This is a genomic window from Halomarina rubra, assembly GCF_023699475.1.
GTDB lineage: Archaea > Halobacteriota > Halobacteria > Halobacteriales > Haloarculaceae > Halomarina > Halomarina rubra.
This window is the reverse complement of the sequence record NZ_JALXFV010000008.1, coordinates 850,684-863,890: the sequence shown is the minus strand read 5'-3', so window position 1 is coordinate 863,890 and position 13,207 is coordinate 850,684. Positions and strand designations below refer to the sequence as shown.

Below are 13,207 nucleotides of genomic sequence, written 5' to 3'. Positions count from 1 at the left end.
CGGCGGAGTTCTGGGACCCAGACCCTGCGTAGTGGCGAGTGTCGACACGACGACGGACCGCCAGTCGGTTCGGTCTCGGACTCCCCCGCCCCAGCGGCGTCAGTGGAGCAGTCCGTCCTCGATTCGCTCGACGACGGTGGCCGTCCCGGGTGCGTCGGCGTCCTCCTCGCGCGCGGCGGCGACGAACGTCGGCAGCGCGTAGGCGTACCGACCGCGACCGGCGTGGGAGATGAGCCCCGCTTCTCTGAGTTCGCTGTTCTTGCTGTAGGCGACGGTCCGGTCGCCCGACCCGCCCGCGGCGGTGTACGCCTCGACCGGCGAGCACGGGCCGCGGTCGCGGTAGACCGTGAGCATCGCCCGCGTTCGGTCGTCGAGCGCTGCGAGCACCGCACGGACGCGGTCGACCGCCGGATGCTCGCTCGTGGTCGTGGCCTCGTGTGACGGCGACGCCGCGCCAGCGGGTCGCTCCGCCGATCGGTCCGAGGTGGTCTCGGGGTGGCCGTCGCTCGCGGGGTGCGCGTCGGCACCGTCGGCACTATCGGACCCGTCTGCGTCCGGCCACGGCGCTTGTGCTGCGGCCGTCGCCTCGGCATCGACGGACGGCGGGAGCGTCATCCCCGCGTCCGCCCAGTCGTCGCTCGCTTCGGCCGACGCGTCGGTGTCCGTCGCGCCCGTCCGGGTGAGGCTCGCCATCGCGGCGTCGACGCGTTCGCCGGTCGCGTGGTCGCCGGAGTCGGCGGGAGTGGCGTCGGCCGCCTCCCCGGTCTCGGGGGTGACCGCGTCCTCGGCGGTGGAGTCCGCCTCGGTCTCCGTGTCGGGGTCGGCCGCGGCCCGTGGCCCGCTCACGGTGGTCGGCGTCTCGTCACCGCCGGTCATCGACGGGTCGTCGACCGCGGGCATCGGCCACGGCGCGGTCGGCGTCTCGGCCTCGTCGTCGGACGGTTCGTTCGCGACCGGTTCGTCGGTGGGTGACTTCTCCGCCGCTGCCTCGTCGTCGCTCGACTCCTCCAGCGTCGTCTGTTCCGTCGCTTCGGCGTCACGCTGGAGTTGCATCCGCGAGCGACCGGGGTGGTCGAACAGCGCGGCGGCGAACTGGTCGGCCATCTGCGAGAGGTCACGAGCGTCCTCCAGGTCGCGTTCGAGGATCTCGATACGCGACTCCTTCTGGCGGAGTTCGGCTTCGAGTTCCGCGATGCGGTCCTCGCGAGCGCCCTGTTCCTCGGTGATGGACTGGAGTTCCCCGACGAGGTCCTCGTTGACGCTCTTGAGGTCGGGGCGTTCGAAGTCGTCCAGTCCCGGGGTCGCGCCCGCGTCGAACGTCGTCTTGCGCTGGAACTGCACGCGACGGACCTCCTCCTCCCAGTCGGTGACCAAGAACGCCTCGCCGTCGCCGAGTCCCTCGACGGCGTCGGCGTACTCGCTGCCGAGTACGCGCTTGACGACCTTCGTGTCGTTGCGCCACGTCAGGCGGTGCCAGCAGAGCCAGTCACACTGGGTGATGAAGTCCTTCTTCACGTCGGCGGGGCGCTGGCTGATGCCCATGATGCCCAGTCCGTGTTTCCGGCCGCGCTTGCCGACCTTGATGAGCATCCGACCGCACTCGCCCATCCCGCCGCCCTCGGGAATCCACTCGTGGACCTCCTCGACGACGAGCAAGAACGGCTTCTTCAGCTTCTTCTCCTTGGCGAACAGCTGTTTCGCCACCTCCGTCAGCAGGTTCTCGGCCTCGCGTTCGTCGAGGAACGAGGAGACGTCGAGGATGATGGGGACGTTCTGTGCGAGCGCGAGGTCCGCGATCTTCTCGGCGTGCTCGGCGCTCACCTGGATGTCGCACTCCTCGTCGTCGCCCACGTGCAGTATCTCGTACTTCTCTTTCAGTCCGTAGTACTCGCCGTCGATGTCGACGATGAGCACCGGGAACCCTCGGTCGAGCAGTTTCTCGATGACGACACTCGCGGTGTTCGACTTCCCGGACCCGGACTTGCCGGTGACGAACCCGCGACCGGTCAGCACCTCGACGGACGGCAGCGACACGTCGAATCCGACGCTACCGACGCTGCCGACGCCGTCGCTCACCTCCGCCACCGTGATGGTCTCGGTCTCTCCCATGTTCGCGCGTACGTGCGAACTGCCATAACGCTCCGTCAGACGCTCGGCAGACGACCCGTCGCTCGGGGCCCGGAGACCGCCTCGACCGACAGCGAGATAACTCGCTGGAGATGTGAAGCCGCCAGGTTATGCCCTCGAACGTCCCTTCAGTGGGTGGAGTACGACGTCCAGCACTCTCGTACAGACCTCGGGATGTGGGGGAGGTCCGTCGTCGGCGCAGCAGTCGTGCTCAGAGGGGGTTCTATGCCTCTGACACACGCAGTCTCCCTCGAAGCAACGGGACCGGTACGTCCCCTTTTTCGGTCGAGCGACTCAGTCGGTCGTGCCGTCGAACTGGATTCCGCCGAGCAGCGTGTTGAGCGCCCGCCGGAGACGCTGTGAGACGGCCTGTTCGGTGACGCCGAAGTGGTCGGCGAGGTCGCTCAGCGTCGCCCGGCGTGGCACCTCGAAGTACCCCTTCCGATAGGCGACCGAGACGGTTTCCCACTGTTTGGTGGTGAGTCGGTCCTTGAGCGCCGGCACGTGGGGGTTGTAGACGCCCTTGACGTCGAAGCGGATACCCTCGTCCCGACAGCGGTCGCTGAACCGTTTCAGGTGGTCGTGGTCGGGGAACCGGATGCGGAACTCCCAGCGACCGTGGACGCCGACACCGCTGACGATGACGCCCGCGCTGTCGACCAGCGCTCCCGCGAACCCCTCGAAGTCGCCGCCCCAGGAGAGTTGGTAGAGGTGGCGTTCGTCGACGGTCGTGAGGTGGTCGAACACGTCGACGGCGGACTGCTCGTCGAGGACGCGTTCGATGTGCTCGACGGACCCGTTGGACACCCAGACGAACGGCAACAGCGTCTCCCCGACCGGAACGACACGCTCGAGTTCGATGCGCGCGTCCTCGTCGGCGAGCAACTCCCCGAGCGGAAACGCCCCGTTGGGAAGCGTCAGGTCTACGACTGTTGCCATGGCGTCACCTTCGTCAGTCACTCTTTTTTCCCGGTGATGATAGGTGCTTCCTTCGATTTCGAACGTGTACGTGAGAATTATTCTCGACGCCGAACGCGACGGACCGTCGACCTTCCAATAGAAAGGGTGGGCACTTCTTCGAGGCCCTCCTACTGGCGAGTGACCGCTACTCACCGCGCGGGTCACGGGCCGTGACCCGGGTCGTGCAGCGTCTTCGAGAATGATACACATCGTCGATATCACAGTCCCGTCCCGTGCGTTCGAACTCGGCCGCCTCCTGGACGAGATTCCGGGCGTCCACGTGGAGTTGGAGAAGATGATACCGCTCCACGACTCCGTCATCCCCCTGTTCTGGGTGTCGAACGGCGACGAGACCCGAATCGTCGAGACGCTCGAATCGTCGCCGACGACCCGCGAAGTCCGATTTCTCACCGAGGACGGTCGCCGCAAACTGTTCGAGGTCCGCTGGGACTCCGACGCCGACGGTTTCGTCGGCATCCTCCTCGATTCGAACGTCCGTCTGCTCGAAGGCGAGTCCATCGCCCAAGGGTGGGACTTCCGCCTGCTGGTCCCCAGCCAGAACGACCTGATGGAGTTCCAGCGAGGCTGTGAGGAGGCGGATATCCAGCTCGTCCTCCGACGGCTGTACAACCCGTCGTTCCCGAGCAACGGCTCCCGGATGAGCGCCGAACAACAGGAGGCCATCGTCGCCGCCTACGAGCACGGTTACTTCGAGGTCCCACGAGCGGTCACGCTCGGCGAGCTAGCGACCATGTTCGACATCAGCGACAACGCCTACTCCCAGCGACTCCGTCGCGGCATCGCCTCGCTCGTCCACGAGACGATGGTCGACACGTGACCGGGCGGAGGGCGAGAGTGCCGGGCGTGGTGACCGCCACCCTCGGGGCCGGACGTCGGCCACCGCCCGACCAGTCGGGAGACGGGAGACTTTCGTTCTCCGACAGTCCGGTGAACAGCTAAGTCTCTTTGTGTCACTCGATAACTATGGACTGGGAGCGATTCGACCCCGTCGCGGACCGAGACGAGTTCAGCTGGGACGATATCTACGCCGAGGCGGACTGGGACGCCCCGACACGGCTCAACATCGGCCACGAGGTGTGTGACCGCCACGCCGAGGCCCACCCCGACCGTCCGGCCCTGGAGTGGGCCGGCGCGGCCGGCGACCGCGAGACGATGACGTTCGAGCAGTTGCGCGACCGCTCGAACCGTGTCGCGAACGTCGTCGCCGACCACGTCGAGCGTGGCGACCGCGTGTTCTCGTACATGCCCCGCGTCCCCGAGCACTACGCCGCGATGATCGGCACGCTGAAGACGGGCGCGGTGTGGGGGAGCGTCAACGAGCGGTTCGGCCCCGACGGCATCGCCTACCGTCTCGCCGACTGTGACGCGAGACTCGTGTTCACGACCCCCTCGAACCTCGACACCGTCGAGGAGGCGCTGGCCGAGGTGCCCAGCGTCGAGACGGTGGTCGTCGTCGACCGGGACGGCGAGACGGGCGGACGGGAAGACGACCACCTCGACTTCCACGCCGCGACCGCCGAGGCGAGCCACGAGTTCGACGTCGTCGAGACCGGCGGCGAGGACGACGCCCTGCTGTACTACACCTCGGGGACGACGGGGAAGGCGAAGGGGGTGCTCCACCGCCACCGCTGGGTGGCGGGCGTCGCCGCGACCCAGAAGCTCTCGGTCGACCTGGGACCCGACGACCTCTACTGGTCGACGGGCGACCTCGGGTGGCTCACCGGCCCCATCAACACGCTCGGCGCGTGGTACTGGGGCGTCTCGATGTTCACGACCGACGGCGAGTTCGACCCCGAGGCGTGGGCGGACCTGCTCGACGAGTACCCCATCACCGTGCTGTTCTCGGTGCCGACCGCCTACCGGATGCTCCGGGAGAACGAGGCCGTGCTGGAGGGCGTCGACCACGACATCCGCCACGCGCTGTCCATCGGTGAACCGCTCTCGGCGGGCGTCGTCGAGTGGGGCCGCGACGCCCTCGGCGTCACCATCCTCGACACCTACGGTCAGACGGAGACGGGGAACATGGTCATCAACAACTACCCCGAGATGGAGCTTCGACCCGGGTCGATGGGCAAGCCACTGCCGGGCGTCGAGGCGGCCATCGTCGACCCGGACTCCGGGGAGGTGCTCCCGGCCGGCGAGACGGGTGTCATCGCCGAGCGGGGGGACTTCCCGTGTTTCTTCGCGTCGTACTGGGAACAGCCCGAGAAGACCGCGAACTGCTTCGTCGACGGCCCCGACGGCGAGTGGTACCTCTCGGGGGACCTCGGCCACCGCGACGAAGACGGCTACTTCTGGTTCGAGGGCCGGGCCGACGACGTCATCATCAGCGCGGGCTACCGCATCGGTCCGTTCGAGGTCGAGTCCTCGCTGGGCGAGCACCCCGCGGTCGCCGAGGCCGCCGTCGTCCCGAAGTCCGACCGCGAACGCGGCAACATCGTCAAGGCGTTCGTCGTGCTCTCGGCGGACTACGACCCCTCCGACGACCTCGTCGAGGACATCCAACAGCACGTCCGGAACGAACTGGCCGCCCACGAGTACCCCCGCGAGGTCGAGTTCGTCGACGAGTTGCCCAAGACCGTCACCGGGAAGATTCGCCGGACCGAGCTACGCGACCGGACGGCGTGAACGCGGTCGGGCCAGACGTCGACGGGACGGACGCGGGCGGCGTGGGTGGCCCACCACCACGTTCGCTCGGTGACGCGGAGGGGACCGTCGCCGCTGTAAATCGACGCGTTCGGAGTCAGGCGGGCCGGATGACCCACTCCCCGTCGGCCTGTTCGACCAGTCGACCGCCCTCCACGAGTCGGACGACGTAGCCCGTCGGCGTCCGTTCGGTGCGCCCCGGTGCCTCGACGTTGACGAGGTGACCGATGAACTGCGCGCTCGGCGGTTTCTGTGCGGCCCCACAGTCGTAGACGGTGAGCAGGTCGCCGTCGTCGCGAGCGGTGTAGACGACGATGTGGGCGTGACGGGCCAGTCGGTAGCCTCGGTCGGTGGGGACGAGGTGGTTCATTGCGAGCGATTGCCGCCCCGCCGGCTTAACCGGGAGGGTCGACCCGGGTTCAGCATCGAGGGGTCGATGACGTGCGCAACGGACGAAACCGTGGGACGCTCCCGGCAGGTTATACCGCCGCGACCCGTAGTTATCGCGTAGATGCCCGACACTCACGCCGAATCTGCGCGGCCGGACGCCACCCCGCTCTCGTGGTGTCACGAGGTCGTTCCGTCGGTCTCGCGGTCGTTCGCGGTCACGATTCGACTGCTCGACTCGCCGATGGACGACTACATCTGTGCCGGCTATCTCCTCTGTCGTATCCCGGACACCGTCGAGGACGCGGGCCACATCCCCGCTGCAGAGAGAGCCGACCTCCTGTTGCTCTACGACGCTGCCCTCGACCCCGGGGACCCGACGACCGTCGACGCGTTCCTGACGGCGGTCTCGCCGTGGGTGCCCGAGGGAGACCGCGCCGACGACTGGGCGGTCGTCACCGCCGCCGACCGCGTGTTCGACGCCTTCGAGGCGTTCGAGGCTCCCGTCCGCGAGGCGATGTGGCCGCCCATCCACGACCTCGTCGTCGGGATGGCGGGGTTCGTCGACCGTGGCAACGAGGATACCGGGCTTCGCCTCGACACTCGTGAGGAGTTAGACCGGTACTGTGACGTCGTCGCCGGGACCGTCGGCCACCTCATCACGAACCTCATCGCGCTCGACGCCGACGCGGAGACCGTGGGGTACCTCCGCGACCGCGCCGACGGGTTCGGTCGCCTCCTCCAACTCGTCAACGTCGCCAAGGACGTCCACGCCGACTACCACGAGGAGGACAACATCTACGTCCCCCGCGAGTGGCTGGCCGAGGACGTCCCTCACGACGCGCTGTTGGCGATCGAACACCGTGACGACGCTCGGGGGGCGCTCCGCCGGGTCATCGGCCACGCGCGGAGCTTCCGCGCCGACGCCCACGAGTACCTCGACCGGTGTGCCCGGACCGCACAGCTCTCGCTCGCGCCGTTCGGGCTACCGTACCTGCTCGCGTTGGCGACCCTCCGCGAACTCGAAGCCGACCTCGACGCCGTCCTCGCGGGAGCGACGGTGAAGGTCTCGCGCGAGGAGGTGTACGAACTGACGACCGCACTCACTGCGGCCCCGTTCGACCCGACGGTGCTCTCCGAACTGGAGCGGTCCGTCGACGCCGCTCGGTGAGGTGGTGTGGCGAAGAGAACGGCGAGCAGGACGGCGAAGAGATGGGCGGGGTCACTCGGTCTGAGGGGTGGGACGACCGAGTCGTCGAGTCGTCAGTACAGGCGGTGTTCCAGACGGGCGGCCTGGACGACCGTGACGAGACCGACGAGACCCAGGACGGCCGACCCGGACGTCGCCGGGTCGAACCAGTCCAACTTGCCGCCGGTACTGAACACGTAGTACGTGCCGTTCCTGTCGATGGCCTCGGCCCACACCATCGAACTGTCGTCGTACTTGATCACCTCGCCGTCGACTGCACGCTCGAAGTCCGCTCGCTGCTGCTCGTCGAGGCTGTCGTACCGGTCGACGTCGAGTCGACCGTCGGAGACACCGGCCGGTGCGTCTTCGCTGGAGTACTCGTAGATGATGGAGTAGTCCTTGTCCGCGAAGATGAACCACCCGAGGACGCCGCTCAGCAACATCGTGACGCCGACGATAAACATCACGAAGTAGAGGAACTTTCGTCTGTTGACCATAGACTGGCATTTTTGACGGGTCCACTAAACGGTTGCTGTACTGCGGTATCGATTCTCAAACGAAGTCGAACACCGTCGTCTGTCCACGCAACGGCGACGCGTCGGTCTCCCCGTCACTGGATGCGTCTGCCGACCAGGGTGGGTGTTCGTGCGTCGTCTCGGAACTCCCGTTCGCGGACGACTCGTCGGTCCCGTCCGCGGCGGTGTCGGTGGTCGTGGCGTGGTCGGTGGCGGTTCCGGACGGGGTCGCACCCTCCCACCGGTCGAGTCCCGACTGGGTGGCCTCGTCGAACGAGAGGTTCGACACCCGGACGCCGAGTTTCCGGACCGTCTCGCCGGCGAACTCCTCGGCGAGGTCGGCGACGACCGACCGCACGAGGTCGGCGTCCGCGACCGGCCCCGACAGCGAGCGCTCGCGCGTGTTCACGTCGAACGGCGGGCGGACGACCTTGATGCCGATGGTCTTGTACAGCGCGTCGCGTGCCGCCGCACGGTCGGCGACCTCGCTAGCGAGCGTCCGGAGGCTGTCGGCGATTCGGTCGGAGTCGGCCGTCTGCTCCGTGAACGCCGACTCGCTGGAGAGGCTCTTCGGCCGACCGACCGGTTCGACGACGCGGCGGTCGACGCCGCGCGCACGCTCGTGGAACTCCCGACCGCGCGTCCCGAACCGGTCGACGAGGCTCGCGCGGTCCGCCGTCGCGAGGTCCGCGGCCGTCTCGACGCCCATCGACCGCAGTTCGCGGGCGGTGACCGGTCCGATACCGTGGATGTCGTCGACGGGCAATGGCGCGAGGAACCCCCGGACCGCGTCGGGTTCGACGACGACCAACCCGTCGGGCTTGTCGTGGTCGCTGGCTATCTTCGCGGTGGACATGTTCGGGGCGACGCCGATGCTCGCCGGTACGCCGACCTCCTCGTCGATACGCGCCTTCAGGTTCCGCGCGAACACGTCGACGCTGTGCCACCCCACCCGGCCGGTGACGTCGAGGTACGCCTCGTCGATGCTCACCTCCCGGACGGTCTCGCTCACCTCGTGGAGGATGGCCTTCACCTCCTCGCTCACCGACTGGTAGTACTCCAGGTCGACCGTTCGGTAGTAGCCCCGTGGCTCGTCGTCGGTAGTGCCGTCGTCCGTCTCGTCGGCGATTCGTGGCAGCGCTTCGAGCGCCTGCGAGATGGGCTGCGCGCTCTCGACGCCGAACGCGCGTGCCTCGTAGCTCGCGGTCGCGACCGCACCGTGGGTCGCGCCGTCCTCGTAACCCATCCCGACGACGACGGGTTCCCCGACGAGCGTCGGGTCGCGCCGTCGCTCGCAGGCGGCGTAGAAACAGTCCATGTCGACGTGGAGGACCACCCGGTCGGCCGCGGGCGACCCGGAGTGACCCTCCTCACGCATGTCTACCGGTTCGACTCCAGCGGTTTGAAGCTGTCCCGTCCGGGCTCACGGTGCCCGTTCACACGGGCCTTACTGCCCCACGCCCGCCGCGACCTGTGTTCCCGCCTCGGGTGCGTCGAGGCGCTCGACGGTGATTCGCTCGGCGTCGCGGACAGTGACGGCGTAGCCGTGGTACCGAATCGTGATCTCGCCGCCGCCGTTGAGCGGACAGAGTCGGTCGACCGAGTCCGGGTCGACGACGTCGTACAGCGGCGGCAGGTCGAGCGGGTCACAGCCTTCTGCGTTCGCGACGGCCTCGACGACGGCGACCGATGGGCGGGGTGATGTCATTACTTGACCACTGGTGTATCACATAAAAAGGGTACTGTCTATCTGGATAGTCTCGCCGGTCGAACCGTGGCTCACCAGGTAGTCCCACCCTCAGAGCGCGGTTCGCTGTCGGTCCTGGATCGTCCGCACGGCGTCGGCCACCGCCCGGTCGAGTCCGCTCGCCGCCCAGTCGAGGTGCTGTGGTATCGCCGCTCGGTAGGTGTCGACGTGCTGCAACACGTCGCCGACGATCTGTTCTTCGCGTTCGACGACGTGAGCCAACTCCTCGACGGCAGCGTCACCGACCAGCGCGTCGTACGCCCGGAAGTACTCCGCGAGTCGCTGGTTCCACTCGTAGTGGTCGATAGCGGTGATAGCCGCGGCCACCTCCCGAGCGGGGACCGGCTCGACGGTCACTCGCTCTGCGGTCGGGGACGCACACAGGAGCACGACGTTCGCGACCGGCGCTTCCTCGACGTATTCGACCTCGGGGAACGCCGTCTCGATGTCGAGGAAGTTCCGTCCGGACGACGCGACGAACCGCTCGCTCAGGAAGCTCAGCGCCTTCTCGGCGACCGACTCCCCCGAACCGAATCGGTCCTGGATGTGCTGGTCTGCCCACTCGCGCACCCGGCTCTCGACGTCCTCGTGCTCCACCTCGACCCCCGGGAACGACTGGACGTTCCGCGGGTGGACGTTGACCGCCAGCGGGTACCCCCACGCCGTCCCGTCGGCACCCAGCCACAGTCGGTCGTCCGCGAGGAAGCCACAGCCGTCGCCGAGCAACGAGAGGAGCGTGTTCGTCTTGCCAGCGCTGCGCCACGCCGGGAACACCGTCGCCACCCCGTCGCGCTCGACGCCGGAGGCGTGGACGAGCGCGCGACCCTCCTCGACGAGTCGCTGGCGAAGTCGGAACTCGACGGGGTAGGTCGCGTCGAACGGCTCGAAGTTCGGCGTGACCGCGATGTGGTCCCACCCCGGTCGTACCGCCATGTACTCCGACCCTCGCCGGACGACGAACGACTCGCCGGTCCAGCCGTAGTGGTCGTTCGGGCCGCCGAAGGCCCGCTCGGCGACGCGGTCGTCGGTCGTCCGCTCGACGACGACGTCGGGCCTGCGGGCGGGCGCGGGGACCTCGAACCGCCGGTACATCGAGCGGAACTGCTCGACCGCACGTCCCCCCTCCCCGCGAACTTCGAGCAGGAGTCGCCCGTAGAGGTCGTAGTAGCTCCGGGCGCCCGCCAGTCGCCGTCCCAGTCCGTCCCTTCCTGTCGGGCTATCGAGGCGTTCGTACGTCACCCCTGTGGAACTGTGGCTGAGGGGGTTAGTTAGTACGCAGATATTTCGGCCAGTTACGTGACATTCGTCCGAAGATATGTCCTATCGAGAGAGACTCTCGATGCAATCTTCGGCAACGGTTCCAGTGAGGTCCCGTTTTCGACCGACGAGCGGAGTGTCCGAGCCGACGGACACTCAGCGAATCGTGGACCCGTACCGGCGGTGACGGCCGCGAGCGCGGCCGACGACGTTCGAGTCGAGCCGACCGTCCGTCGCTCGGTACGGTTTCGACTGTTTCGGGCATCGTTCCGTCCAGCCATCGTGAGGATTCCGTCGAGCGAGGTAGTCGGAAGGCGTCACTGTTCGGTTCGAGTGTCGAAGCGAGAGATGGGGACGGAGGGATTTGAACCCCCGATCGACTGATATCTCCGGTGTGCGCCTCGGAACTCCAGAGGGTCGTCGTCGCGAACCGATGATCAGTCGGCCGCTCGGTATATCAGTCTGGAGTTTCGTCCCGGGCGCGTGGCCTCTGGAGTCAGTCGCCATGCCTGGCTTGGCCACGTCCCCGCGTTTCCGACGAGGGCGAAGAGCCCTAAAGCGGTTTCGATTCACTCAACGAGGCGCGTTCGGCGCTCGCGCTCCCCACTCGTGGCTTCGTCATCCGGTCCCAGCGAGACCGCCGTTTTCGCGCTGCTCCGGGCCGCGTTGCTGACGGCTCACTTCGTTCGTCGTTCGGTCTGAGATTCTCGCTCGCGCTCGAATCTCCCTACTCCCGGTCGGTCGTCGCCCAGTCACACTCCTGACACTTCTGTCCGGTGACGAACTCCGTCACGGAGGGCATGTAGCCGACCTCGACGACGTCGCCGCCGCAGTCGGGACAGTCCCGGTCTGCGTCCGCGATAGCTTCGGCGTCCATGACGGCGTCGCCTTCGATGAGTTCTGCGAGCGATTTGGGCGTGACCATCCGGCCTTGGACGACACGGTTTTCCATAGAACAACGCCGCGGGTCAGGGGCTTAAGCCCTGCAGTCTACAGCCACGGTTCCCGACCGGGGTCGGAGTCGCCGCCCCCGTCTTCGGAGCCACCGTCGGTGATCGCTCCGGCGTTCGCGCCGCGTGCTTCCGGGTCCGACGAGGAGGACCGAGCGCGCTCGACGACGTCCTCGTCGGGGTCGGGATGGGGTTCGCGTGGTTCGACGCCGGTGCCGTCGGCGGTGACCGTCGCGTTCCCCTCCGTGTTCAGCCCCACCTCGAACTCCGAGGAGTCGGGGTCGAGCGACAGCAGGCAGGTGACGCCGAGGACCGCCAGCGCGAGCGGCACGTCGGTGTCGATGATCTGGAGCAGCGTGAGCGGGAGCACACCCAGCGCGACGGCGCTGCCGAAGCGGAAACGGTCGATGTCGACCAGACCGCGCAGCGCGGGACCGGCGACGGCGACCAGCAGCGCGAACGCGACCCCGACACCGGCGGCGGCCGCCGCCGCGAGTATCTGGGTCGTGTCGGGGTTGACGACGAACGTCACGTCCCCCGGGTTCACGCTGGCGATGAGTCCCAGGCCGATGATGGCTCCGGGGCGTGGCAGCCACTCGCCGACGGTCGAACTCGCGGTCTTCGCCGCGATGGCGAGGATGACGAGCGCGGCGAACCGATTGAAGATGTCGATGTCGATGGCCGCCTCGATGGTCGGCGCGACGGCCGCTTCGAGGGCGGCCAGCGGGACGACGAGCGCACCGACGAGCAACACGCTGGCGATACGTTGTCGGGTCGTCCCCTCCATCTCGGCGAGGATGACAGCGAGCGTCGCACTGCCGCCGAAGACGAGCAGTCCGACCTCGAAGACGCCGACGGGGTTGATACCGCCCGCTTGCGTGGTCAACGCCCCCGCGAGGACGAGCGCTGCGAAGATGCCGTCGACGAGCGGGAGGCCCATCACGGTCGCGAGCAGTCGCGTGCCGCGGCCGACCTGTCGCTCGAGTCGGAGCGCGATTGGGTGTCTGGAAGTGCTCATTCAGGCGCTGTAGGCCTCACCACTGGCCGAGTGGAGTCCACCGTCACGATACCGAGGACGAAGACGGGCCGTCGCGTCGTCCGCTACGGCAAACCGATTTCGCCACGTGACGAATGTCCGCATAATCCCTGTCGACGGTTTGGTCTCTCCGGTGGCGAGAAGTTGCGTGCCGGGACGACCTCCGACGGGACGTGCGGAGTCCATACCCGTAACAATTGTACATGAGTCAATAAACGTTGTGTGAGACGTGCCCGCATAGGGCGAAACGTTCTCAACTACAGCGCCGTCTGACATCGTTTCCCACGCAAGGGACACCCTCATGTAGTAGACGAGTGTCCAGTTTTACTTCCGAACGCACCGGCTTGATGTGGCAAATATTACACGACCGTG

At 67.5% G+C, this 13,207-nt stretch carries 12 protein-coding genes and 1 tRNA gene; 3 read left to right on the top strand and 10 right to left on the bottom strand.

Annotation, left to right across the window (positions count from 1 at the left end; all coding sequences use genetic code 11):
- Positions 1 to 99: 99 nt before the first annotated feature.
- A complete protein-coding gene (locus tag M1L36_RS19555; protein ID WP_250875416.1) occupies positions 100 to 2,109 on the bottom strand; it encodes an ATP-binding protein in 2,010 nt (669 codons plus the stop codon).
- 312 nt (positions 2,110 to 2,421) lie between these two features.
- Complete coding sequence (locus tag M1L36_RS19550) at positions 2,422 to 3,066, bottom strand: helix-turn-helix domain-containing protein (protein ID WP_250875415.1); 645 nt, start codon at positions 3,064 to 3,066, stop codon at positions 2,422 to 2,424.
- A gap of 220 nt (positions 3,067 to 3,286) precedes the next feature.
- Here M1L36_RS19550 and M1L36_RS19545 point away from each other — a divergent pair, with 220 nt between their 5' ends.
- The gene (locus M1L36_RS19545) at positions 3,287 to 3,925 is read left to right on the top strand and encodes a helix-turn-helix domain-containing protein (protein ID WP_250875414.1); all 639 of its coding nucleotides are present in this window, start codon (positions 3,287 to 3,289) and stop codon (positions 3,923 to 3,925) included.
- Between the two features lie 146 nt (positions 3,926 to 4,071).
- Positions 4,072 to 5,736 carry an acetate--CoA ligase gene (locus tag M1L36_RS19540; RefSeq protein ID WP_250875413.1) on the top strand — a complete coding sequence of 555 codons (1,665 nt, stop codon included), beginning with the start codon at positions 4,072 to 4,074 and terminating at the stop codon, positions 5,734 to 5,736.
- Between the two features lie 115 nt (positions 5,737 to 5,851).
- Here M1L36_RS19540 and M1L36_RS19535 read toward each other — a convergent pair whose 3' ends face one another.
- On the bottom strand, positions 5,852 to 6,124 hold the full coding sequence (locus M1L36_RS19535) for a hypothetical protein (protein WP_250875412.1): 273 nt from the start codon (positions 6,122 to 6,124) through the stop codon (positions 5,852 to 5,854).
- Positions 6,125 to 6,265: 141 nt separating this feature from the next.
- Between M1L36_RS19535 and M1L36_RS19530 the strand changes: the two genes are divergently transcribed.
- Complete coding sequence (locus M1L36_RS19530; RefSeq protein ID WP_250875411.1) at positions 6,266 to 7,312, top strand: phytoene/squalene synthase family protein; 1,047 nt, start codon at positions 6,266 to 6,268, stop codon at positions 7,310 to 7,312.
- Between the two features lie 92 nt (positions 7,313 to 7,404).
- Here M1L36_RS19530 and M1L36_RS19525 read toward each other — a convergent pair whose 3' ends face one another.
- The 7 genes from M1L36_RS19525 to M1L36_RS19495 form a co-directional block, all read right to left on the bottom strand.
- A complete protein-coding gene (locus M1L36_RS19525) occupies positions 7,405 to 7,827 on the bottom strand; it encodes a hypothetical protein (RefSeq protein WP_250875410.1) in 423 nt (140 codons plus the stop codon).
- A gap of 55 nt (positions 7,828 to 7,882) precedes the next feature.
- Complete coding sequence (gene dinB / locus M1L36_RS19520) at positions 7,883 to 9,223, bottom strand: DNA polymerase IV (RefSeq protein WP_250875409.1); 1,341 nt, start codon at positions 9,221 to 9,223, stop codon at positions 7,883 to 7,885.
- A gap of 69 nt (positions 9,224 to 9,292) precedes the next feature.
- Complete coding sequence (locus M1L36_RS19515) at positions 9,293 to 9,553, bottom strand: HalOD1 output domain-containing protein (protein ID WP_250875408.1); 261 nt, start codon at positions 9,551 to 9,553, stop codon at positions 9,293 to 9,295.
- A 90-nt stretch (positions 9,554 to 9,643) separates the two neighbouring features.
- On the bottom strand, positions 9,644 to 10,831 hold the full coding sequence (locus M1L36_RS19510; protein WP_250875407.1) for a hypothetical protein: 1,188 nt from the start codon (positions 10,829 to 10,831) through the stop codon (positions 9,644 to 9,646).
- Positions 10,832 to 11,198: 367 nt separating this feature from the next.
- Positions 11,199 to 11,377: transfer RNA gene (locus M1L36_RS19505), tRNA-Trp, on the bottom strand.
- A gap of 199 nt (positions 11,378 to 11,576) precedes the next feature.
- A complete protein-coding gene (locus M1L36_RS19500) occupies positions 11,577 to 11,801 on the bottom strand; it encodes a DUF5795 family protein (protein ID WP_250875406.1) in 225 nt (74 codons plus the stop codon).
- 38 nt (positions 11,802 to 11,839) lie between these two features.
- Complete coding sequence (locus M1L36_RS19495) at positions 11,840 to 12,817, bottom strand: DUF5794 domain-containing protein (RefSeq protein WP_250875405.1); 978 nt, start codon at positions 12,815 to 12,817, stop codon at positions 11,840 to 11,842.
- Positions 12,818 to 13,207: the final 390 nt, after the last annotated feature.

What these genes read in the sequence shown, in the direction of transcription:
- M1L36_RS19535 (WP_250875412.1), bottom strand. Translation starts at nt 6,124, where the DNA reads ATGAACCACCTCGTCCCCACCGACCGAGGCTACCGACTGGCCCGTCAC.
- M1L36_RS19500 (WP_250875406.1), bottom strand. Translation starts at nt 11,801, where the DNA reads ATGGAAAACCGTGTCGTCCAAGGCCGGATGGTCACGCCCAAATCGCTC.
- M1L36_RS19515 (WP_250875408.1), bottom strand. Translation starts at nt 9,553, where the DNA reads ATGACATCACCCCGCCCATCGGTCGCCGTCGTCGAGGCCGTCGCGAAC.
- dinB (WP_250875409.1), bottom strand. Translation starts at nt 9,223, where the DNA reads ATGCGTGAGGAGGGTCACTCCGGGTCGCCCGCGGCCGACCGGGTGGTC.
- M1L36_RS19530 (WP_250875411.1), top strand. Translation starts at nt 6,266, where the DNA reads ATGCCCGACACTCACGCCGAATCTGCGCGGCCGGACGCCACCCCGCTC.
- M1L36_RS19540 (WP_250875413.1), top strand. Translation starts at nt 4,072, where the DNA reads ATGGACTGGGAGCGATTCGACCCCGTCGCGGACCGAGACGAGTTCAGC.
- M1L36_RS19545 (WP_250875414.1), top strand. Translation starts at nt 3,287, where the DNA reads ATGATACACATCGTCGATATCACAGTCCCGTCCCGTGCGTTCGAACTC.
- M1L36_RS19555 (WP_250875416.1), bottom strand. Translation starts at nt 2,109, where the DNA reads ATGGGAGAGACCGAGACCATCACGGTGGCGGAGGTGAGCGACGGCGTC.
- M1L36_RS19550 (WP_250875415.1), bottom strand. Translation starts at nt 3,066, where the DNA reads ATGGCAACAGTCGTAGACCTGACGCTTCCCAACGGGGCGTTTCCGCTC.
- M1L36_RS19495 (WP_250875405.1), bottom strand. Translation starts at nt 12,817, where the DNA reads ATGAGCACTTCCAGACACCCAATCGCGCTCCGACTCGAGCGACAGGTC.
- M1L36_RS19525 (WP_250875410.1), bottom strand. Translation starts at nt 7,827, where the DNA reads ATGGTCAACAGACGAAAGTTCCTCTACTTCGTGATGTTTATCGTCGGC.